Here is a 22,204-nt window from a genome sequence, read left to right on the forward strand (position 1 = left end):
GCCGCGCCGCCTCCGGGAGACCGTACGCACCGCACCCCCGCCCGTACGCACCGCACCGCCAGCGAGGCCCCGATGACCACACCCCCACCCCCACCCGCCCCCGTCCCGCCCCCGGGCGGCTCCCCCGGCCTGAGCGCCGAGGGCGTGTCCAAGCGCTTCGGCCCCGTCCGGGCGCTGGAGGACGTCACCCTCGCCTTCCCGCCCGGCCGGGTCACCGCGCTGATGGGCGAGAACGGCGCCGGGAAGTCCACCCTGCTGCGCATCCTCACCGGCGACCACCTCCCCACCGGGGGCCGCGTGCTGCTGGACGGCCGGCCCGTCGACCTGCACTCCCCGCAGGACGCCCACCGGGCCGGGATCCGGATCATCCCGCAGGAGCCCGAGATCATCCCGCACGTCCCGGTCGCCGAGAACGTCTACGCCGGCGCGCTGCCCCGCACCCGGCTGCGCCGGCTGGACCGCGCCGAACTGCGCCGCCGGATCACCGCGGACCTGGCCCGGCTGGGCTTCGACACGGTCCTCGACCCCGATCTGCTCGGCTCCGAACTCACTGCGGCACAGCGCCAGTTGGTCGAGATCATGCGGGCCCTGACCGGCGCCGTCGCCCCGCGGGCGATCGCCTTCGACGAACCCACCTCCTCGCTCTCCGAGCACGAGGTCGAGGCCCTGTTCGCCCTCATCGGACGGCTGCGCGACCAGGGCATCGCCGTCGTCTACGTCTCGCACCGGATGAAGGAGATCTTCCGGCTCGCCGACCGGATCGCGGTGCTGCGCGACGGCAGGGTCGCCGGCGTGGTCGAGGCCTCCGCCACGGACGAGAACGAGCTCGTCCGGCTGATGGTCGGCCGGGACCTCTCCTCGCTGTTCGTCCGGCGGCAGGTCGCCACCGAGCGCGTCGTCCTGGACGTCCGGGACCTCCGCACCGACGACGTGCACGGGGTCAGCCTGAGCGTCCGGGCCGGGGAGGTCGTCGCGCTGGCCGGACTGATCGGCGCCGGACGCTCCGAACTCGCCCTCGCGCTGGCCGGTGACGCCCCGATCCGCTCCGGCACGGTGGCCCTCGACGGCGAGGTGCTGCGGCTGCGGAACCCGGGCGACGCGATCGCCGCCGGGATCGGCCTGGCCCCCGAGGAGCGCAAGGCCCAGGCGCTCTTCCTGCAGCGCACGATCCGCGACAACACCTCGCTGGTCAGCCTGCGCCGGCTCAGCCGCCGACGCTTCGTGAGGCGCCGTCAGGAGAGGGCCCTCGCCCAGGAGTACGCCGACCGGCTGCGGGTGCGCGCCCCCTCCGTCGAGGCGGAGGTCCGCACCCTCTCCGGCGGCAACCAGCAGAAGGTCGTCCTCGCCCGCTGGCTCGCCCGCAAGCCCGGACTGCTGATCCTCGACGAGCCCACCCGCGGCGTGGACATCGGCGCCAAGGCGGAGATCTACCAGATCATCGCCGACCTCGCCCGCGAGGGCACCGCCGTCCTGGTCATCTCCTCCGAACTGACCGAGGTCCTCGGCCTCGCGGACCGGATCGTGGTGATGCAGAACGGCCGCACCACCGGCGAACTCACCCGGGAGCAGGCGACGGAGGAGGCCGTCCTCGCCCTCGCCATGGCCGACGACCTCGCCCCCGCCGCCCCCTCCCCCGCCCAGACCGGAGAGACCCCGTGAACGAGCGCAGCGAGCGGACCATCGAACGGCGCGCGGGGGCCGGTGCCCCCGCCGAGCGCGGCGAGGTGGGCGCATGACCACCGCCACTCCCCCGACCACCCCGGCGCCCGAGGCCGGGGCCGTGCCCGGCCGGTCCGGCGGCCCGCGCGCCCTGCTCGCCGCCGTCGGCGGCCAGAACGTCAGCCTGATCGGCGCCCTCGCCGTCGTGGTCGGCCTGTTCGGCACCCTCGACCCCAACTTCGTCGGCTGGGACAACATCCAGGTCATCGCCGAGGCCGCGACCGTCTCCGGTCTGCTGGCGGTCGTCCAGACCGTCGTGATCATCTGCGGCGGCCTGGACATCTCGGTCGGCTCCCAGGCCGGCCTCGCCTCCGTCACCAGCGCCATGGTGTTCACCTCCACCGGCGCCAGCCCCTACCTCGGCATCGGCGCCGCGCTCGCCGTCGGCGCCGGCATCGGCCTGTTCAACGGGGCCGTCATCGTCTACGGCCGGGTCAACCCCACCATCGCCACCCTGGCCGGGCTGGCCGCCTACAAGGGCGTCGCCCAACTCGTCTCGGACGGCCGCGCCCAGGGCTACGTGCTCGGCGACCCGGTGTTCGTCTTCCTCAGCCGCGGGAAGATCGCCGGCCTGCCCACCATGGTCTGGCTGCTGGTCCTCACCGCCGCCGCCGTGCACGTCCTGCTCACGTACACCGACATCGGCCGCAACGTCTACGCGATCGGCGGCAACCCCACCGCCGCCCGGCTGGCCGGCATCGACCTCAACAAGTACCTGATCGCCGCCTACGCCCTCTCCGGCACCGTCGCGGCGCTGGCCGGGGTGCTGCTCACCGCCCGCACCGGCAGCGGCCAGCCGGTCTCCGGAAGCGAGGGCCTGGAGCTGCAGTCGATCACGGCCGCGGCGCTCGGCGGCTGCGCGCTCAAGGGCGGCAAGGGCGGCATCGGCGGCACCCTGCTCGCCGTCGCCATGCTCGGCGCGCTGCAGAACGGCCTCACCGTCCAGGGCATCAACGCCTTCTGGCAGAACGTCGCCCAGGGCGCCCTGCTGGTCGCCGCCGTCGTCATCCAGCAGCGCCGCAACCGCGAGCGGGCGGTCGGCCTGCCGGCCTGACCCCGTGGGCCGGGGCCGGAGAGGGCGATGAAGGGGGGCGCCGGAGGCCGGTGATAATGGACGCCGGCCGACCCGGCCGCTCTCCCGGTCGCCGACGAGACCACCGTACCCGGCCCACCGGAAGGACCTCCGTGGCTGACCAGACCCTGTTCGCCGCCCAGCGCCGCACGCTGATCCTGGACGAGATCCGTCGCAGCGGCGCCGTGCGCGTCGCCGACCTGGTCACCCAGTTCGGGGTCTCCGACATGACGATCCGCCGGGACCTGGACGCGCTCGCCCGCCAGGGCACCGTCCAGAAGGTCCACGGCGGGGCGGTCGCCACCGGTGCCGCCAGCAGCTTCGAGCCGGGCTTCGACGCCAAGTCCGAACTGGAGGAGGGCACCAAGGCCGCCCTCGCCGACGCGGCCGCGGAACTCGTCGAACCCGGCACGGTGGTCGCCCTGTCCGCCGGCACCACGACCTACGCGGTCGCGTCCCGGCTGCTGGGCATCCCCCGGCTGACCGTCGTCACCAACTCGCTGCGGATCGCGGACCTGCTGTGGGCGGCCGAGAGCGAGGGGAAGGAGTCCGTCCCCTCGCTGCTGGTGACCGGCGGGGCCCCGACCCGCTCCGCGGCCCTGGTGGGGGCCCTCGCGGACCAGACGATCCGCACCCTCCACGTGGACCTGCTCGTCCTCGGCGTGCACGGCGTCAGCGAGCAGGCCGGACTCACCACGCCCAACCTGGCCGAGGCCCAGACCAACCGGGCCCTGATCGCCTCCGCCCGCCGTACCGTCGTGGTCGCCGACCACACCAAGTGGGGCGTCGTCGGCCTGAGCAGCTTCGCCACCCTGTCGGAGGTCGACTGCTTCATCACCGACGACGCCCTCCCGGCGGCGGCCCGCAGCACCCTCGCCCAGGCCGTCGGCGAGCTCGTCGTGGTGCCGGCCGGGGCCTGACCGGGCGGCTCCCGACCCGACCGGGGCGGGCCCGGGCCGGGGTCGGGCCGGGGTCGGGCGCCCCCGGTCAGCCGATCGACCACCGCTGCAGCGGAGTGCCGGTGTCCGGCTGCTGCGTCACCGGGGCGCCGTCGGCGGTCGAGGCGGTGGTGAGCAGCAGTCCGCTGCGGACCGAGGTGACGGTGTACGAGCCGTCGGCCGTCAGCCGGACGTTCCAGTGCTGGTTGCTCCCGCCGGTGCACGGCCACTGGATGATCCGGGCACCGGGGGCGGTGGAGCCGCCGGTGACGTCGGCGCACATCGCGGAGCGGCCGTTGACCAGCTCGTAGGCGCCGTCGGGCTGCCGGCGGAACTGCCACTGCTGGTTGGCGGCGCCGGAGGACGTCCAGGTGATCAGGCCGTTGCCGGCGGTGGTGCTGTCGTCGGCGTCGTCGAGGGCCCTGCCCCCGGTGGTCAGCGGGTGGCTGCCGCCGAGGGCCGGGGTCACCGTCCAGGTGAAGGCGGCCGAGGCGCGGGCACTGCCGGAGGAGGCGGTGACGGTGACCTTCGCGACGCCGGGGCCGGTCGGGGTGCCGGAGACCAGGCCCGAGGCGCTGACGGAGAGCCCGGCGGGGAGGCCGGTCGCCGAGAAGGTGAGCCGCTTGCCGAGGCTGTCGGTGGCGGTCAGCTGCAGCGAGACGGCCTGGCCGACGGTGCCGGACTGGTCGCCGGGGGAGGTGAGCGCGACCGTCTCGGCCGCCTTGCCGGTCGGCGTCAGGGTGAGGCTCTGCCGGGCCTCGGTGCGCCCGCCGCCGACCGGCGAGCCGGTGGTGTCCGTCCAGGAGCGGGCGGGCGTGGTCTCGGCCGGGGTGCCGGGGGCGGTGAGGCCGAGCACCAGCCCGCTGTACCGGTTGACCAGGCGGTACTCGGTGCCGCTCGGCTGGATGAACCACTGCTGCCCGACGCCGCTCGCGCCGCCGACGGTCGGTGCGGCGCCCCAGGCCCGGCCGGCGTCGGTCGAGGCGTCCACCCCGAGGGCGCCGCCGGTCGCGGCGTTGACGATCCGGTAGGAGCCGTCGCCGTCGCTCACGAAGGACCAGGACTCCAGCGCGGAGCCGGTGGCGCCGGCCAGCGAGGTGGTCGCCGGGCTGCCGCCGCGCTGGGCCAGCACCCGGCCGTCGCGGCTGTCGATCCGGTACGTCCGGGTGAGGTCGAACGGCGCCGGGGCGGGCCGGCTGGAGCCGACGGTGAGCTCGGCGTACTCGCCGTCCGAGGCGGAGCAGGAGAAGGCGCAGTACGCCCGGAAGGTCCTGCCGACGATCGTGGAGCCGGTCAGGCTCGCGCTGTCCAGGAACCAGCGGTACCAGGACGCGGTGTGGTAGCCGCCGGTGTCGCCGAGCAGGGTCCACCGCTGGGTGGACAGGTCCGTGCTGGCGTAGATCTGCTGCGGGGCGTTGCCGCTCTGGTCGACGGCCTGCGGCGTGCCGAGGTAGAGGCCCAGGTAGGCGTCGTAGGCGACGTTCATCACGAACAGCGGGGTGCTCGGGGCGAGCGTGCCGGCGGCGATCTGCTCGCCGACCGTCCCCGGGTTGGCCGGGTCGTACTCCTCCTCGGGCGGCAGGTAGCCGGTCGGACGGGTGGAGTCGGCGGGCACCATGTCGCTCTCCAGGCCTCCCGCGCCGGGCTGCGACCACGTGCCGTCGTACCACTTCTGCCAGCTCCCGGGGGCCATCTTGGCCGCGATCGGGGCCCGCGCGACGTGTTCCTGGAAGGCGCCCCAGCTCCCGCCCTTGTCGACGATCCGCGAGCCGTAGAAGACGTAGAAGTAGCCGGAGGCGGTGTCCACGAACAGCCGCTGGTCGCCGTCGCCGTAGGAGTAGGTACGGGCGGGGAAGGCCTCGGTGTCACCGCGCGTGGTGCTGTACGGCGAGGTGATCGCGTGGTCCCTGATGGTCCAGGTCCGGCCCTGGTCGGTGGAGACGGCGTAGTCGATGGCGTCGTAGTGCAGGCCGTCGCCGAAGGGCTGCGGGGTGAACTCGTTGTGGACCAGGCCGTACCAGTCGCCGGTGTCCGGGTCGACCCAGACCCCGGACAGGTCGCAGTAGTTCCGCTGGGCGTAGCGCGAACCCTGTGGCGGGTCGCTGGCCTCCCGGCCGGTGGGGCCGTTGTTGCAGCGCGCGGTGGTGTCGTCGTTGCGGTCGGTCGGGTCGGCGGGGTTGACGGCGTCGCTGATCGCGGCCGACCTGGTGGCGCCGTCGAAGTCCCGGCCGGTGAAGAAGTCCCACTGCCGGGGGTCCTTGGCCCCGTACAGCGCGTGCGACTGCTGGAAGTAGAAGGTGCCGTCCTTGTCGGTGTAGACGCTCGCGGGGGTGTCGTCGGGGTACCCGTACGATCCGGTCCGGCCGACCGTCACGGTGTACGTGGGGCCGGCGGGCTTGGCACCGGCCGGCTCGGCGGAGGCCGGGCCGCCGGTCGGGCCGGCGGTGCCGAGCGCCGCCAGTGCGGTGGCGGCGAGGACGCCGACCAGCCGTGTTCGATGAGTGGGCACTGGTACTCCTCTTCCGTGCGGGGGCGCACCGCGGCGCCCCCGCGGTGGGGGGTGCGGAACGGGAGAGCGGTCGTGGGGGCGGCGCTCAGCCCTCGGTCATCCGGAAGTCGTACTGCGGCGGCACCGGGGTGCCGGGGTGGACGGCGAGCCAGAGGGTGTCCAGGGAGAGCTCGCCCTCGCGCATGGTGTCGACCCGGAGGCCCTCGGCCAGCAGGCGCCGGACCAGCCCGTCGTCGCCGCAGGCGTGCGCCGCCTCGGCCTCGGCGAGTCTGATCCGCCCGTGCGCCCGGTCGGCCGCAGGGAGTTCCGCGATCAGCGCCAGCGCCTCGGCGGGGCGCTCGGCGCGCTTCAGCGACTCCAGCGTCTCGATGGTCAACTCCCGGAGCCCCGGCCGGAGTCGGTGGGCGGCGCCCATCAGCTCGGCGGCCTCCTGCCGGTCGGGCGTGAGGAAGGCGAGCGCGCGCAGCGCCCAGGGCGAGGGCTGGGCGGCGACGGAGCGCCGGAAGGCCTCGCGGGCGCCCTCCCGCTCCCCCGCCGCCAGGCGCAGCAGCCCGAGCTGGTACAGCGCGTGCCACTCGGTGGCGTTGCCCTCCAGCAGCAGCCGCCAGTGCGCGCCGGTGACCGGCTCGGCGGGCGGGTCGCAGACCGGGAGCGTGCCGGTCTTCAGCAGCTCCCGCCACGGCTCCTGCGCGGCACCGGGCGGGCCGAAGGGCAGCAGGGGCGTGGCGGGCAGGGCACCGGCCTCGATCTCCAGCGCGGCCCAGCCGCCGCCCTCGGCCAGCACCTCCTCGGGCGCGCCGAACTCCCGGGCCCGGGCGTCGGCGAGCGCCAGGTCCCGCGGCGGGAGCAGCCGGTCCAGCGCCTCCTCGGCGGCTGCCCGGGCGTCCGCCCACCTCCCGTGCACGGCACGGGGATCGGCCCGTAGCAGCCCGTACGCCTCGGTCCAGGACCAGGTGGCTCCGGCGGGCATCGGCAGGTGTTCCAGCTGGGTGCGGGCCAGGCCGGCCTGGATCTCCAGGTAGGCCGCGCCGGGGCCGGAGAGCCACTCCTGCCAGTGTCTGCCGCCGGGGCCGGTGCCCCAGCAGAACAGTTTGCGGCCGCGCAGCCGCGCGGTGGAGGTCTGGACGAGGCCGGTGCCGGACGCGTCAAGGGCGGCGATCCAGGGGCGCCGGCCGGTCGGGAGGTCGAGGAAGTAGTCGGCGGCGCGCGGCGCCCGGCCGGGGTAGCTGGGGTCGGCGCCGTCGACCCCGGGGAAGGGCACCCGGCGCAGGTCGCTGACGTAGTCGCAGTGGAAGGCGTGGTCGGCCGGGCCGAGGACGCGGACCTCCCGGTCCTCGGGCACGGCGATGTTGGACCACCAGTAGACCGGGGTCTCGGCCGGCGAGGGGTTGTGCACCGCGATGTGGACGTAGAGCACCGGGGAGCCGGCGGGCAGCCAGGCGTCCATCCGCAGGACCAGGCGGCGCAGCCGCTCGAAGGCGTACGTCCGCAGCACCGGGGTGCCGTCGGGCGCCGCCACCCGGGCGGCGTGCAGCGGCTCGCAGGTCAGCGGCCAGTGCCCGGTGGCGCCGAGGTTCCACTCCACCCCGCCGGCCAGCCAGGCGTCCCGCAGGGCGAGGTTGGCGGGCTGCAGGATCCGGTTGCGGTGCAGCAGCTCCCGCCCGCTCGGCCGGTGGACCAGGGACCACAGCCGCCCGCCGAGGGAGGGCAGGAAGGTCGCGGTGAGCTGCTCGTTCTCCAGGACCACGCAGGGGAGTTCGCGCTCGGCTCGGACACGGTCGTACCCGCCCTGCCGGGTGTACGGCAGCAGGGTGTCGGGCACCCCGTAGGCCAGGTTGCGGCGCATCTCCTCGTCGACCCCGGCGCCGGCCCCGGTCTGCCGGGGCAGGCCGTGCAGGATCGGCAGGGTGCCGCCGGCCGGGTCGGGGGTGCCGTCGATGCGGAGCAGGTCGGTGCGCAGGGTCGAGGTCACTTGCCGATCCCAACTGTCATGCCCTGGATGATCCGCGAGCCCATCCAGGAGAAGAGCGCGATCATCGGGGCGAGGATGAGGCAGACTCCGGCGAACATGGTGCCGAAGTCCAGGCCGTTGAACTGCTGTGCCGCGACGAACGAGGAGAGCGCCACCGGGAGGGTGGTGGTCGCCTCGCTGTTCGTCAGGACCAGGGCGAACAGGGTCTCGTTCCAGGCGGTGACGAACTGCAGCAGGAAGGCGGTGACCAGTCCGCCCCGGGCGACCGGGAGCACCACCTGGACGAAGGTGCGCAGCGGGCCGGCGCCGTCCAGGACGGCGGCCTCCTCCAGGGCGCCGGGGACGCCGCTGAAGAAGCCGGTCAGCAGGAAGACCGTGAACGGCATGGCGAGGCCCACGTAGACCAGCCCCAGGCCCAGGTCGCTGTCGGTCAGGCCGGCCCGGGACAGGCCGACGAACAGCGGCACCACCAGGACCTGGCCGGGCACGCCGAGGCCCATCGCGAAGGCCGTCGTCAGCACCGTGGAGGTCCGCGAGCGGCGCCGGGCGAGGGCGTACGCGCAGGGCGCGGCCAGGGCGACGGCGACCACGGAGGAGAGCCCGGCGGTGAGCACGCTGTTGAGGGCCGCCCGCGCGAAGCCGCCCTCGTCCAGCGCGGTGGTGTAGTTCTCGGTCCTCGGGTCGGTGGGCAGGCCGACGCCGTGGCGCAGGATGTCGGGGCCGCTGCGCAGCGAGGTGAGGAGGATCCACAGGACCAGCAGCAGGTCGGCGGCGACGACGAGCCAGACGACGGCCGTGCCGATCCGGGTCGCGAGTCCCGAGGAGCCGCGTCCGCTTCCGCTTCGTGGCACGGGTGGTGGCCTTTCCGGGTGGTGGTGCGGGACGCGGGGGGGTCAGTACTCGATCGGCTCGCGGCGCAGCAGCCGGCGCAGCACGACGGTGATCAGGGTGACCATGGCCAGGCTGACCGTCGCGGCGGCGGTGGCCGTGCCCAGCCGGGGGACGGTGCCCTGCGGGAAGGCCTCGGCGTACACGTACACGGCGGTGTTCCAACTGCTCACCGGCGGGTAGGCGTTGGTGCTGCCGCCGTAGAGCAGGATCAGCTCGAAGATCTTCACCGAGCTGACCGTCCACAGCACCGCGCAGACCGCGATGACGTCCCAGGCGCACGGCAGGGTGATGTGCCGGAAGCGCTGGAAGGGGCCGGCGCCGTCGAGTTCGGCCGCCTCGTAGAGGTGCTCGGGGATCTGGTCGACGGCCGCCATGATGATCGAGGTGTAGTAGCCGGTCGCCGTCCAGACCAGGGTGCCCAGGACCATCGGGAGCAGGTTGTCGGTCGACAGCCACCTGGGCGGTGTGGTCACCCCGAAGAGCTCCAGCGCCCGGTTCACCGGGCCGGTGGGCGAGAACAGGAACCCGGCGGCGATGCCGAAGACCATGCCGTTGACCAGCGAGGGGAAGAACAGCACCGAGCGGGCGAAGAGCCGGGCCCGCATCTCGCGCAGCACCAGGGTCAGCGCGAAACTGAGCACGAAGGTGACCGTGCCGCCGATGACCATCAGTTCGAGGGTGTTGACCAGGGAGGTGCGGAACCTCGGGTCGTGGAACAGCAGGCTGTAGTTCTGGAGGCCGCGCCAGTCCATCGCGCCCATGCCGTCCCAGCGGTGCAGGCTGGTCCACAGCGCGTAGCCGACCGGGGCGACGAACAGCACCGCGTACACGGCCAGCGCGGGCGCGGTGAACGGCCAGAACATCCGGCGGCGCCCGCGTTCCAGCGCACCGGGGCCGGGGCGGGCGGTGCGCCCGGGCCGGAGCGGGGCCGCGCCCGCGCGGGGCGGGCCGTCGATCGTGGTCGCCACCGTCAGCCCTGGGTCTGCCAGTAGGTGACCTGGTCGGCCTTGCACTTCGCGACGAACTGCGCGGCCGTGGTCTTGCCGTGCCAGAGGTCCAGGTAGTTCTCGTTCAGGACCTTGGCCAGCCAGCCGCCGCTCGCGCCGTCGAAGCTGAGGCGCAGGGTCGGGGCGGCCAGCGCCTTCTGGACGTCGGCCAGTTCGGCCGGGGCCGGGATGTCGTCGCGCGGGGTGAGGTTGAGCGCGGTGGTGGAGATCCCGGACAGGTGCTTCTTCTGCAGGAAGAAGGCGATGAACTTCTGCGCCGCGGCCGCGTTCCTGGCGCGCTTGGGGATCGCGAAGCCGAACAGGCCGGCGTCCGGGGCCTTGGCGGTGGGCGGCAGGATCGAGGCGGTCTTCCAGCCGGCCGGGACCTGCTGGGCGATCTCGGCCGTGACGTAGTTGCCGTCCAGGTAGAAGGCGGCCTTGCCGGCCGTCCAATTGGTCTGCTGGGCCGGGAACTTGGTGGCGTCGTAGCCCGCGATCAGGTGACCGCCCCGGACCAGCTGCTCCACCTGCCCGGCGGCGGTGAGGACCGCCGGGGCGTCCCAGGCCGCGCCGGACCTGTCGGCGGAGAGCTCGGCGACGTTCACCCCGGCACCGTTGAGCAGGTAGTCGAGGAACAGCCCGTTGGTCCACGGGTCCTCGCCCTCGGAGGCGAGGCACGCCTTGCCGGCGGCCTTCAGGGCGTCGCAGACCTTGAGCAGGCCGGCCCAGTCGGCGGGCGGGGCCGGCATCGCCGCGGTGACCGCCGGGTCGGCCGCGTTGTAGAACATCGCGTTGGTGACCACCTCGTACGGGATCACGTAGTGGTTGGCGCCGGACGGGTCCTTCGGCAGCATGGCGAAGTACTTGGCCGGGATGACCCGGGAGACCGGGACGTCCTCCCCCGGCACCGGCAGCTGCAGCACCGGCGAGAGGTCCAGGGCCTGCCCGGCCGCGGCGGTGGTGCCGTAGACCTTGTCGTCGGACTCGTCCCACAGGTCCGGGGCCCGGTTGGCGGCGATCGCCGGGCCGATCTTCTTGGCGATGTCGCGGCCCGCCCAGGTGACGTCGACCTTGGCACCGGTGACGGCGGTGAAGTCGTCGATCGCGGCCTTCAGCACCTTGGCCTGCGGCTCGTCGGCGCGCCACATCGACCAGTAGGTGAAGCCGCCGTCGGCCTTCGCGCCAGCCCCCGGGCCGCTGCCGCAGGCGCTCGCCCCGAGGGCGAGGGCGAGGGCGGTGGCCGCGCCGGCGATCCGGCGTGCGGACATGGTGGTTCTCCCCATGGTGGTTCCTCTCGGAGGCGCGAGATCGCGAGATGCCGTGCGGACGGGTCGTCAGCCGGGGCCCGAGGACGGGGCGTCGCTGTGGATGGCTGGGACGATACGGTCGGGTTGACCGGTAAATCAAGGGTGCGCACAGAATCGGCTTCCGGCTCCGCGCGGCCCGCCGGGCGCTGTCGCGACGAACCCTCACATCACGGCCCGGACAAGGGCTCGGAGCAAGCTTGACGGCCCCTCAGCGGTGCCTTACGGTGCACCGACAGCAACTTGACCGGTAAATCGAAGGATCCAGCCCATGGTGACGATGCAGGACGTGGCCGAGCGCGCCGGGGTCACGAAGCAGACCGTCTCCAACGTCATCCGGGGGCGGGGGGCGGTGAGCCCGGCGACCGCCACCAGGGTGCGCGCCGCGATCGAGGAGCTGGGGTACACCCCCAACCTGGTCGCCCGCTCACTGGCCACCGGCGCCACCCGGACGGTGGGCCTGTTCGTCCCGACCGTGACGGGCTCCTTCTACCCCGCCATCGTCGAGGAGGTCGAGGACGTCCTCGACCGGAACGGCTACCACCTGCTGCTCTGCACCACCCGGCTGGACGGCGAGCGCGCCAAGCGGCACCTCGCGGGACTGACCAGCCGTTCGGTGGACGCCCTGCTGATCGCCGGCGACCGGGACCTGATCGACCACCTGCCGCTGCTGGCCGAGGCCTCCTTCCCGGTCGCCCTGTGCGCCTGGGAGACCGACGCCCCGGACCGCTTCCCGGTGGTCACCATCGACTACGAGCGGGCGGGCTACCTGGCCGGGCGCCACCTGCGCGAACTCGGCCACCGGCACGTCGCCGTGCTCGCCAGCCCCGACCACGCCCCCCGGGTGGCGGGCTTCCGGCGCGCCTTCGCCGCCGACGGCCTGACCGTCCCCGACAGCGCCGTGCACACCGCGCCCGAACCCACCCCGGCGGGCGGCTTCGCGGCGGCCACGACGGCGCTGACGGCCGACCCGGCGGTCACCGCGCTGTTCGCCACCCACGACGTCCTCGCCCTCGGCGCCCTGGAGGCCGCCCGGGCCGCCGGCCGCTCCGTCCCGCGCGACCTGTCGATCGTCGGCCACGACGACAACCCGGAGGTCGGCGCGGCCCGGCCGGCCCTCACCAGCGTGGCCATCCCCAAGCGGGAGATGGCCCGCGAGGCGGTCGAGCTGCTGCTGCGCGCCCTCACCCGCTCCGGCAGCCCGGCCAACTCGCTCCAGCTGCTGCGCCCGGAGCTGGTCGTCCGGGACAGCACGGGCCCGGCCGGGAACGCCGGCGGGACCGGCCCGTCGGTGTGACCGGCACGGCGGGGGCCGGCGACGTGACCGGCCCGCCGGCGGACGGCGGACGGCTGACGGCTGACGGCCCGCGAACGGGTGGAGCCCCCGGCGGGGGCCGGGGGCTCTCGGGGCGGGCGGGGTCGGTCAGCGCGGGTCGACGGCGTCGCCGCGGCTGGTGCGGGTGCCGGGGACGGGCTCGGCCGGGTCGGTGGTGTGGGCGATCGGGCGGTTGTCGGCGTCGACCATCAGGACCGTGGGCACCAGGGCCTTGGCCTCGACGTCGCTGACGGTGGTGTAGCTGATGATGATGACCAGGTCGCCGGTGTGGATCAGCCGGGCGGCCGCGCCGTTGATGCCGATGATGCCGCTGCCGCGCGGGCCGGCGATCACGTAGGTCTCCAGGCGGGCGCCGTTGTCGATGTCGACGATGTGGACCTGCTCGCCGGGGAGCAGGTCGGCCGCGTCCATCAGGTCCTGGTCGATCGTCAGCGATCCCACGTAGTGCAGGTCCGCCTGGGTCACGGTGGCGCGGTGGATCTTGGACTTGAGCATGGTGCGGGTCACGGCCGGTCTCCGTTGGTCTCGGGGTGGGATGGGTGGGAGTCGCGGGCGGGTGGGGCCGGCCGGCGGAAGCGGCGGCCGGCCACCAGCCGGGGCGTCTCGTCGGTCGGGCGCGCGGCGTAGTGGGGCAGCGCCGCGGCCAGCGCGGCGACGGTGGAGCGGTCGAACAGGGCCCGGACCGGCACGTCCAGTCCGGTGGCGTCGCGCAGCCGCAGCGCGATGCGGGTGGCCAGCAGGGAGTGGCCGCCGAGGTCGAAGAAGTTCTCGTGCACGCCGACCCGTTCGACCCCGAGCACCTCGCACCACGCGTCGGCGACGGTCCGTTCCCGCTCGGTCCGCGGCGCCAGGTGGGCGCCGGTGCGGGCGGCCGGGGCGGGCGCGGGGAGCCTGCCCCGGTCGACCTTGCCGCTCGGGGTGAGCGGCAGCGCGTCCAGCACGACGAAGGCCGCCGGGATCATGTAGTCCGGCACCGACCGGCCCACCAGGTCGCGCAGTTCGGCGCTGTCCGGCACCGTGGCGCCGGGGAACGGCTCCAGGTAGGCGACCAGTTCGGCCTCCCCGGTGCCCAGCGCGGTCGGGTGGACCACCGCGGCCCGCACCTCCGGGCGGCCGAGCAGCACCGCCTCGATCTCGCCGGGCTCGATCCGGTGGCCGCGGATCTTCACCTGGTGGTCCGCCCGGCCGAGCAGCTCGACCCGGCCGTCGGGGTGGCGGCGGCCGAGGTCACCGGTCCGGTAGAGCCTGGCCCCGGGCTCGCGGCCGTGCGGGTCGGGCACGAAGGCCTGCGCCGTGACCCCGGGCCGGTCCAGGTACCCCCGGGCCAGGCCGGCGCCGCCGAGGCAGATCTCGCCGGGGACGCCGACCGGCACCGGCTCCAGCCCGCCGTCCAGGACGTGCAGGACGGTGCCGGGCACCCGCGACCAGTGCGCCGGGGTGCCGTCCGGGTGCAGCCGGGTGACGGTGGTCCACACCGTGGTCTCGGTGGGGCCGTACAGGTCCAGCACCCGGGCGCCGTCGGCGGCGAGCCGGCGGGCCAGGTCGGCGGCCAGCCGCTCACCGCCGCACAGCACCACCAGCCCGGCCGGGGCCGACCAGCCGCTGTCCAGCAGCATCCGCAGGGTCACCGGGGTGGACTGGACGATCGCCGGGGTGGTGGCGGTGATCAGTGCGGCCATCCGCAGCGGGTCCCTGGCCTCCTCGGCGGTCGCCATCACCACGGCGGCGCCGACCAGCAGCGGCAGGTACAGCTCCAGGACGGACGGGTCGAAGGAGACCGTGGTCAGCGCGGCCACCGGCGCGCCGGGGCGCAGGCCGGGCAGGTCGAGCATCGCGGTCAGGAAGTCGGCCAGGCCGCGGTGGGTGATCATCACCCCCTTGGGCCGGCCGGTGGAGCCGGAGGTGTAGATGACGTACGCGAGGGAGTCCGGGTCGAGCTCCGGGGCGGTGAAGGACGGGCTCTGCCGGGCGATCGCCGCGCGGGCCGCGTCGAGCCGGACGACGGCGGGGCCGCTGCCGTCCGCCGGCAGCCCGGTGAGCCGCTCGGCCAGGCCGGTCTCGGTGACGATCACCGAGGCGCGGGTGTCGGCCAGCACGAAGGCGTTCCGCTCGGCGGGGTGGTCCGGATCCAGCGGCACGTACGCACCGCCGGTGGCGAGCACCGCCAGCAGGGCGACCAGCAGCTCCGGGCCGCGCGGCAGGTGGACGGCGGCGGTCGAGCCGGGCCCGAGGCCGAGCTCCCGCAGGTGGCCGGCCAGCCGGGCGGTCCGCTCGGCCAGCTCACGGTAGGTCAGCCGCTCGCCCGGGTGCGACCCCGAGCCCGGGTGCGCCCCCGAGCCCGGGTTCGAAGCCGGAGCCGGACCCGGACCCGAGCCCGAGCAGATCACGGCCGTCGCGTCCGGGCTGCGGGTCAGCTGGTCCTCGAACAGCGCGAGGAGGCTGCGTCCGGGGGCGGCGGCCGGCGGCTCGGCGTTCCAGCGCTCCAGCAGCGTGCGGCGGTCCGCTGCGGGCAGCGTGGCCCGGCGCGGGTCGGCCTGCGGGTCGGCGGCCAGCCCCTCCAGGACGTGCCGGTAGGCGCGGGCCAGCAGACCGAGCTCGGCCGGGCCGACCCGGGCCGGGTCGGCCTCCAGCAGGAACCCGCCGCCGACGGTGGAGACCGAGAGGCCGAACTCGTTCGGCTCGCGCTCCCCGACCGCGTCCGGGCCGGCGGCCGCGCCGTCCCGCACCGCGAGGTCGGTGTGGTTGAAGAAGACGTCCACCAGGGGCGTCCCCTGGCCCCACGCCCGCTGCATCGCGGCCAGCGGGTAGTGCCGGTGCGGCCACAGGGCGGTCTCCTCGGCGAACACCGCGCGGGCCAGCTCGGTCCAGCTCGGGGCGTCCAGGGTCTGCCCGAAGGGGACGGTGTTGAGGAACATGCCGCGCGCCTGGTCGCCGTCGGCCGTCTCCGGCCGCACGTGGCAGACCAGACCGGTGTGGAAGGCGACCGGGCTCTCGGTACCGCCCCTGATCAGGCCCAGCACGGTCAGGTGCGCGGCCAGCAGGACGCTCTTCAGCGGCACCCCGGCGGCCCGCGCCACCGCGTGCAGCTCCGGCAGCAGGTCGCGGAAGTCGACCCGGGCCACCTCCTCGGCCGCCGGCCGTCCGGCTTCGCCGGGCCGGGCCGCCCAGGCCTGCGGGAGCGCGAGCGGGGTGAACCGGGCGAGCCGCTCGCGCCAGAACTCCTGGTCCGCCTCGGACCGCAGGGAGCGCCGCTCCAGGGCGATCGCGTCCGCGAACCGGGTCGCGGGCGGGGCGGCCGGGGCCGGCTCCCGGCCGTCCCGGAGGGCCCGGTAGCAGCCCAGCAGCTCGGTGACCAGCGAGGTCTGGCTCCAACCGTCCAGCACGGCGTGGCAGTTGCTCACCGACAGCTGCCAGCGCCGCTCGTCCAGCCGGTAGGCGGTCAGCCGCAGCAGCCCGGGCACCGCCAGGTCGAAGGGCGCCAGCCGGTCGCGGGCGACGGCCGCGGCGAGCTCGGCCCGCTGCTGCGCCGGCTCCAGCTGCCGCAGGTCGACGTGGCGGACCGGGACGGTCGCGGTGGGGTGCACCAGCTGCAGCGGCTCGGAGAACGAGGACAGGTCGATGGAGGTGCGCAGGATCTCGTGGCGCTCGGTCAGCAGGGCCACGGCGGCGTGCAGCGCCTCCGCGGAGAAGGCGCCGTCGTCGTGGACCGGGTGGTGGAGGCCGTTGAGGTACACGCCCCGTTCGGCGCCCGCGAGCATCTCGTAGACCATGCCGGTCTGGCCGAGCGAGAGCGGGTAGGCGTCCACCAGCCCGTCCGGGAGGAGCGCCCGGTCGGCCTCGCCGACCAGCTCGAAGCGGGCCGGGCCGGCCTGCGCGGCGCTCGTGCCGCGCGGGGCGACGGCCTCGGCGAGCCGGGCCACCGTCTGGTGCCGGAAGACGTCCTGGACGGCGAGGTCGAGCCCGGCCGCGCGCAGCCGGCCGACCGCCCCGATGGCGCGGATCGAGTCGCCGCCGAGCGCGAAGAAGCTCTCGTGGACGCCGATCAGGTGCGGCTCGGTGCCGAGGGCTTCGGCCCAGGCCCGGGCGATCAGCTGCTGGGCCGGGGTGCTCGGCGGGGTGTGGTCCGCCGCCTCGGCCGGTGCCGGGTCCGGTGCGGGGAGGGCGTTGCGGTCGATCTTGCCGCTGGGGGTGAGCGGCAGGGCGTCGAGGGCGCGGTAGTGGCCGGGCAGCATGTGGGCGGGCAGGGTGTCGGCGAGGTGGGTGCGCAGCTGCGCGGGGGTGGGCGGGGTGGCGCCGGGGGCGGTGACGGTGTACGCGGTGAGCCGGCCGGTGTGGACGGTGACCACGGCCTGGGTGAGCGCCGGGTGGGCGCGCAGGGCGGTTTCGATCTCGCCGAGTTCGATCCGGTGGCCGTGCAGCTTGACCTGGTGGTCGGTGCGGCCGTGGTAGGTGAGGGTGCCGTCGGGGTTGTGGTGGGCCTGGTCGCCGGTCAGGTAGAGCCGGGTGCCGGGGTGGCGGGGGTCGGGGTCGGGGACGAAGCGTTCGGCGGTGAGGGCGGGGCGGCCCAGGTAGCCGCGGGCGAGCTGGACGCCGGCGAGGGCGAGTTGGCCGGTGAGGTGGACGGGTTGCGGGGTGAGGTGCTCGTCCAGGACGTGGGTGCGGGTGTTGGCGATGGGCCGGCCGATGGTGACCGGCTTGCCCGCCGGGCAGGGGGTGGCGGTGACGTCGACGGAGGCCTCGGTGGGGCCGTAGAGGTTGTGGAGTTCGGCGTGCCGGGTGGCCGGGTGCCGGTGGAAGGCCTCGACGAGGTCGTCGGGCAGGGCCTCGCCGCTGCACAGGACCCGGCGCAGCGGGGTGAGCGCCGTGGCGGGCGGCAGGGTGTCGAGGAAGGCCCGGAGCATGGCGGGGACGAAGTGGGTGGTGGTGATCCGCTCGCCGGCGATGGTCTCGGCGAGGTAGCCGGGGTCGCGGTGCCCGTCCGGGCGGGCGACCACCAGCGTCGCCCCGGTGGCCAGCGGCCAGAAGAACTCCCACACCGAGACGTCGAAGCTGTACGGCGTCTTCTGCAGCACCCGGTCGTCCTGGTCGAGGCCGTAGGCGTCCTGCATCCAGTGCAGCCGGTTGACGATGCCGCGGTGGGTGATCACCACGCCCTTGGGCAGGCCGGTGGAGCCGGAGGTGTAGATCACGTAGGCCGGGTTGTCCGGGTCCACCGGCACGGCCGTCCGCGGCGGCTGCGCGTCTTCTTCGGGCATGGGGGCCTCGCCGGGCGCTCCCGGGGGCTCGTCGATCAGGACGGTCCGGGCGCCGTGCCCGGGCAGGCCGGCCGCCAGGTCGGCGGTGGTGACCACGACCGGGGTTCCGGAGTCGGCGAGCATGTGGGCCAGCCGCTGGGCGGGGTACCCCGGGTCCAGGGGCAGGTACGCCCCGCCGGCCTTGAGCACGCCCAGCAGCGCCACCGGCAGTTCCAGGCTGCGGTGCAGGCACACGCCGACCACCGACTCCGGGCCCACGCCCGCCGTCCGCAGCCGCCGCGCCAGCCGCTCCGCCGCCGCGTCCAGCCGCGCGTACGACAGTTCGCGGCCTTCGAAGCGCACCGCCACCGCGTCCGGGGTGCGCGCCGCCTGGTCCTCGACCAGCCGGTGCAGCAGCCCGTCCGCCGGGTAGGCCACCGCCGTGTCGTTGAACCCGGCCAGCAGCTCCAGCTCCCGGGCCGAGGCCAGCGGGACCTGCCGGAGCGTCGACCCGGGCTCGGTGGCGAGCTCGTCGAGCAGCGTGCCGAAGTGCCGGGCGAGCGCCGCCATCCGGTCCCGGCCGAACAGCGCCGTCGCGTACTCGACGACTCCGCGCAGCGAGCCGTCGGGCTGCTCGGTCAGGTGCACCGTCAGGTCGAACCGGGATCCGTGCCAGGGCACGGCGAGTTCGGTGGCGCGCACCCGCGCGCCGTGGAATCCCGCGGCCTCGTTGTTGTTCAGCGCGAACATGATCTGGAACAGCGGGTTGCGGGACGGGTCCCGCTCCGGGGCGAGCTCGTCCACCAGCCGCTCGAACGGGACCTCCTGGTGGGCGAAGGCGTCCAGCGCCGTCTCCCGTACGCGGTCCACGGCGGTCAGGAAGGACGGGTCGCCGGACAGGTCGGTGCGCAGCACCAGGGTGTTGACGAAGAAGCCGAGCAGGCCGCGCACTTCGGCGCGGGTGCGGCCGGCCACCGGCGTGCCCACCACCACGTCGGTCAGGCCGGTGTGCCGGGCCAGCAGGACCTGGAAGGCGGCCAGCAGCACCATGAACGGCGTGGCGCCGCGCGAGCGCCCGAGCTCCGCCAGCGCCCGGGCGGTGTCGGCGGGGACGGTGAACGGCAGGGTGTCGCCGGTCGGGTCGAAGACCGGGGGGCGGGGCCGGTCGGGGGTCAGCTCGGTCGCGGTCGCGCCGGCGAGCCGGGAGCGCCAGTACGGCACCTGGCCGGCCGCCGGGTCGGTCGCCTGCCCGGTCTCCGGCCCGGCCGCCGGGTCGGTCTCCGGCCCGGCCGCCGGGTCGGCGGGCGCGCGGCGCTGCCAGGCGGCGAAGTCGGCGTACTGCACCGGCAGCGGCTCCAGCGGACTCGGCGCGCCGGTGGCGAACGCCCCGTACACCGCGCCGAGTTCACGGGCGAGCAGGCCGACCGACCAGCCGTCGAAGGCGATGTGGTGCACGGCCAGGGTCAGCACGTGGTGGTCCTCGGCGATCCGCGCCAGCCGGGCGCGCAGCGGCCACTGGCCGGCCAGGTCGAACGGGGTCCTGGCCTCGCGCTCGATCAGCTCCGCCAGCCGCGCCGTGCGCTCGGCGGGGGCGAGGCCGCCGAGGTCCAGCTCGGCGAAGTCCGGGTCGGCGGCCCGGTCCACCAGCTGGACCGGCCGGTGGTCGTGCTCCTGGTAGCGGGTGCGCAGCACCTCGTGCCGCTCGACCAGCTCGCGCAGGGCGCGGCGCAGGGCCGGTACGTCCAGCGGCCCGCGCAGCTCCCAGGCGAAGGGCAGCACGTACTCGGCGGTGCCGGGGCGCAGTTGCTCCAGCGTCCAGAGCCGCTGCTGGGCGAAGGAGAGCGGCAGGGGGCGGTCGCGCGGCACGGGGCCGATCGCCCCGGACGCGCGCGCGGGGCCGGCCGCGCCGCTCAGCAGGCTGTCCAGCAGCGCCTGCCGCTGGTCCCCGGAACTCCCCGACACCCGCGGGTTCGACACCGTACTCATCCCTCACGCACCTGCGACAGCATCAACTCGACCTCGGAATCGGATAGTTGCTCGACATGCCGGACGATCGCTCGGTGCACCAGGGCGGCCAGCCGCTCGACCGTCGGCTCGTCGAACACGGCGCGCGCGGGCAGCTCGACCGGGAACCGCTCCCCCAGCAGCGCGACCACCTGGGTGGCCAGCAGCGAGTTGCCGCCCAGCGCGAAGAAGTCCTCGTCCACCCCGACCCCGGCCACGCCGAGCAGCGTGGTCCAGATCTCGGCGACGGACTCCTCCAGCGGCGTCCTGGCCGCCGTGCCGGGCCCGGCCCCGCCCGCGGCGGGCGCCGGCAGCGCCGCCCGGTCCACCTTGCCGTTGGGTGTGAGCGGCAGCTCGGCGAGCGTCACCCAGGCGGTCGGCACGAGGTGCTCGGGCAGCCGCTCCCGCAGGTACGCCCGCAGCTGTGCGCCGGTGGGGCCGGGTTCGCCGCCCGGGACGACGTAGCCGACCAGTTGCTTGTCCCCGGCCGCGGTCGGTCGTACGGCGACGGCCGCCGCGGCGAGCCCCGGGTGGTTGCCGAGCGCCGCCTCGATCTCGCCGGGCTCCACCCGGTGGCCCAGGATCTTCACCTGCTGGTCGCGCCGGCCCAGGAAGCGGAACAGGCCGTCCTCCTGGCGGACCACCAGGTCGCCGGTGCGGTACAGCCGGGCGCCGGGCGTGGCGCCGAACGGGTCCGGCACGAAGCGCTCGGCGGTCAGGGCGGGCCGCCCGAGGTAGCCGCGGCCCACCCCGGGGCCGCCGATCAGCAGTTCGCCCTCCACGCCCGGGCCGACCGCCCGGCCCCGGTCGTCCACGACGTACGCGGCGGTGTTGGTGATGGCGGTGCCGATCGGGATGCTGCCCCGCGTCTCGGCCACGGTGATGCCGCGCCGGACGCAGCTGAACGTGGTGCACTCGGTGGGCCCGTAGCCGTTGCTGACCTCGACGCCGAGCTCGATCAGGGCCCGCACCTCGGCGGGCGGGGCGACGTCGCCGACCACCAGCACGTGCCGGGCCCCGGCGAGCGCGCCGGGGCGGGTGCGCACCACGTGCTGGAACAGCCCGCTGGTCAGCATCAGCTGGGTGACGCCGTGGTCCCGGACGGCCCGCTCGATCGACTCACCGGTGGGGATGCCCTGCGGCAGCACCGCCAGCCTGGCGCCGTTGGCCAGCGGGGCCCAGATCTCGAAGGTGGAGGCGTCGAAGGAGAGCGGAGCGAGCATCAGCACCACCTGCCCGGCGTCGAGGTCGACGTAGTCCACCTCGTGCACCAGCCGCAGCACGTTCCGGTGCGTGATCCCGACCCCCTTGGGCCGGCCCGTGGAGCCGGAGGTGTACATCAGGTAGGCCAGGTCGTCCGGGTGCGTGGCGACCGGCGGCGCGGTGGCCGGCCGGGCGGGCACCCCCGGGCCCTGCGGCATCGGGAGGGCGCGCAGCCCGGGCACACCGGCGAAGCGGTGCGCCTCCTCCGGCCGGACCAGCAGGATCCGGGCCCCGGAGTCGGCGGCCATGAACCCCAGCCGCTCGGCCGGGTACTCCGGGTCCAGCGGCACGTAGTAGCCGCCGGCCTTGAGCACGCCGAGCAGCGCGACCACCACCTCGACGTCCCGCCCCGCGCAGACCGCCACCGGGTCGCCGCGGCGGACCCCGTGCTCGCCCAGCAGCCGGGCCACCCGGTCCGCCCGGGCGTCCAGTTCGCCGTAGGTCAGGCGCTCGTCGCCGCACTCCACCGCGACGGCCCGCGGTGCGGCGGCCGCGTGCCGCGCGACCCGCTGGTGCAGCGTGACCTCGGGCAGCGGCACGTGCTCGCTCCGCTCGTTCATCAGCCCTGGCTCGCCTGCTCCATGCGGCGCCGCAGGCTGAGCGGGCGCATGTCCGTCCACACCTCGTCGATGTGGTCCAGGCAGGCCGCCTTGGGCCCCTCGAACCCCTCCCGGGACCAGCCGAGCGGCAGCTCCCGGTCGGCGAGCCAGATCGAGTACTGCTCCTCGTCGTTACGGACCACGCAGTAGGTGCGCTCGTCGGTGTTCTCGTCAGCCATCCCGCTGTCCTCCCGCAATGCTCGACCGGCCTCGGTGTCCGGCGCTGTCGCAGGACAGCGTGGCGCAGGCCGGATCGACGGCCACAGAGAAGAACCGACAGCGGAGTGCGCAGTCGCGGAGCGCGCAGGTCTGCCGGTCCCTCTCTTCCGCGCGCCGCCGGGTGCTCGGCAGGCTGACCGCACGCCGACGTGGCGCTC

At 75.1% G+C, this 22,204-nt stretch carries 13 protein-coding genes; 4 read left to right on the forward strand and 9 right to left on the reverse strand.

Translation table 11 applies throughout. The annotated features are described in order from the left end of the window. Window positions 1-72: 72 nt before the first annotated feature. The 3 genes from ACIRD3_RS10475 (at window position 73) to ACIRD3_RS10485 (ending at window position 3,711) form a co-directional block, all read left to right on the forward strand. Window positions 73-1,659, forward strand: a complete 1,587-nt coding sequence (locus tag ACIRD3_RS10475) for a sugar ABC transporter ATP-binding protein (protein ID WP_402213941.1) — start codon at window positions 73-75, stop codon at window positions 1,657-1,659. 73 nt (window positions 1,660-1,732) lie between these two features. Then, window positions 1,733-2,773: an ABC transporter permease gene (locus tag ACIRD3_RS10480; protein ID WP_402213942.1), complete on the forward strand. Its 1,041-nt coding sequence runs from the start codon at window positions 1,733-1,735 to the stop codon at window positions 2,771-2,773. 131 nt (window positions 2,774-2,904) lie between these two features. Next, window positions 2,905-3,711, forward strand: a complete 807-nt coding sequence (locus ACIRD3_RS10485; RefSeq protein WP_402213944.1) for a DeoR/GlpR family DNA-binding transcription regulator — start codon at window positions 2,905-2,907, stop codon at window positions 3,709-3,711. A 67-nt stretch (window positions 3,712-3,778) separates the two neighbouring features. On the opposite strand, the gene ACIRD3_RS10490 is transcribed toward ACIRD3_RS10485, so the two are convergent. The 5 genes from ACIRD3_RS10490 to ACIRD3_RS10510 all read right to left on the reverse strand — a co-directional run bounded on the left by ACIRD3_RS10490 (window position 3,779) and on the right by ACIRD3_RS10510 (window position 11,370). After that, a complete protein-coding gene (locus ACIRD3_RS10490) occupies window positions 3,779-6,238 on the reverse strand; it encodes an RICIN domain-containing protein (protein WP_402213946.1) in 2,460 nt (819 codons plus the stop codon). 85 nt (window positions 6,239-6,323) lie between these two features. Then, a complete protein-coding gene (locus ACIRD3_RS10495) occupies window positions 6,324-8,210 on the reverse strand; it encodes a DUF5107 domain-containing protein (RefSeq protein WP_402213948.1) in 1,887 nt (628 codons plus the stop codon). Continuing rightward, a complete protein-coding gene (locus ACIRD3_RS10500) occupies window positions 8,207-9,061 on the reverse strand; it encodes a carbohydrate ABC transporter permease (protein WP_402213950.1) in 855 nt (284 codons plus the stop codon). Before ACIRD3_RS10500 ends, ACIRD3_RS10495 begins: the two co-directional genes overlap by 4 nt. Window positions 9,062-9,103: 42 nt before the next feature. After that, window positions 9,104-10,069, reverse strand: coding sequence for a carbohydrate ABC transporter permease (locus tag ACIRD3_RS10505; RefSeq protein ID WP_402213952.1), 966 nt, complete (start codon window positions 10,067-10,069; stop codon window positions 9,104-9,106). A 2-nt stretch (window positions 10,070-10,071) separates the two neighbouring features. Then, window positions 10,072-11,370 (reverse strand): ABC transporter substrate-binding protein, encoded by a 1,299-nt coding sequence (locus ACIRD3_RS10510; RefSeq protein ID WP_402213954.1) that lies wholly within the window; start codon window positions 11,368-11,370, stop codon window positions 10,072-10,074. A 283-nt stretch (window positions 11,371-11,653) separates the two neighbouring features. On the opposite strand from ACIRD3_RS10510, the gene ACIRD3_RS10515 reads away from it, so the two are divergent. After that, window positions 11,654-12,688 (forward strand): LacI family DNA-binding transcriptional regulator, encoded by a 1,035-nt coding sequence (locus tag ACIRD3_RS10515; protein ID WP_402214055.1) that lies wholly within the window; start codon window positions 11,654-11,656, stop codon window positions 12,686-12,688. A 126-nt stretch (window positions 12,689-12,814) separates the two neighbouring features. Here ACIRD3_RS10515 and panD read toward each other — a convergent pair whose 3' ends face one another. Genes panD through ACIRD3_RS10535 form a run of 4 tightly spaced genes read right to left on the reverse strand, consistent with a single transcriptional unit; the run spans window position 12,815 to window position 22,006 of the window. Then, the gene (gene panD / locus ACIRD3_RS10520) at window positions 12,815-13,234 is read right to left on the reverse strand and encodes an aspartate 1-decarboxylase (RefSeq protein WP_402213955.1); all 420 of its coding nucleotides are present in this window, start codon (window positions 13,232-13,234) and stop codon (window positions 12,815-12,817) included. Continuing rightward, the gene (locus ACIRD3_RS10525) at window positions 13,231-19,947 is read right to left on the reverse strand and encodes an amino acid adenylation domain-containing protein (protein WP_402213957.1); all 6,717 of its coding nucleotides are present in this window, start codon (window positions 19,945-19,947) and stop codon (window positions 13,231-13,233) included. Before ACIRD3_RS10525 ends, panD begins: the two co-directional genes overlap by 4 nt. Continuing rightward, window positions 19,944-21,788, reverse strand: a complete 1,845-nt coding sequence (locus ACIRD3_RS10530; protein WP_402213959.1) for an amino acid adenylation domain-containing protein — start codon at window positions 21,786-21,788, stop codon at window positions 19,944-19,946. The genes ACIRD3_RS10525 and ACIRD3_RS10530 overlap by 4 nt, the downstream gene beginning before the upstream one ends. After that, entirely contained in the window at window positions 21,788-22,006 is a 219-nt protein-coding gene (locus tag ACIRD3_RS10535; RefSeq protein WP_402213961.1) for an MbtH family protein, read from the reverse strand. Before ACIRD3_RS10535 ends, ACIRD3_RS10530 begins: the two co-directional genes overlap by 1 nt. Between the last annotated feature and the right edge of the window lie 198 nt (window positions 22,007-22,204).

The organism is Kitasatospora sp. NPDC093550, assembly GCF_044764985.1.
Lineage (GTDB): Bacteria > Actinomycetota > Actinomycetes > Streptomycetales > Streptomycetaceae > Kitasatospora.

Coding starts and splice junctions, on each gene's coding strand:
- ACIRD3_RS10475 (WP_402213941.1), top strand. CDS start 73: ATGACCACACCCCCACCCCCACCCGCCCCCGTCCCGCCCCCGGGCGGC.
- ACIRD3_RS10480 (WP_402213942.1), top strand. CDS start 1,733: ATGACCACCGCCACTCCCCCGACCACCCCGGCGCCCGAGGCCGGGGCC.
- ACIRD3_RS10510 (WP_402213954.1), bottom strand. CDS start 11,370: ATGGGGAGAACCACCATGTCCGCACGCCGGATCGCCGGCGCGGCCACC.
- ACIRD3_RS10525 (WP_402213957.1), bottom strand. CDS start 19,947: ATGAGTACGGTGTCGAACCCGCGGGTGTCGGGGAGTTCCGGGGACCAG.
- ACIRD3_RS10530 (WP_402213959.1), bottom strand. CDS start 21,788: ATGAACGAGCGGAGCGAGCACGTGCCGCTGCCCGAGGTCACGCTGCAC.
- ACIRD3_RS10535 (WP_402213961.1), bottom strand. CDS start 22,006: ATGGCTGACGAGAACACCGACGAGCGCACCTACTGCGTGGTCCGTAAC.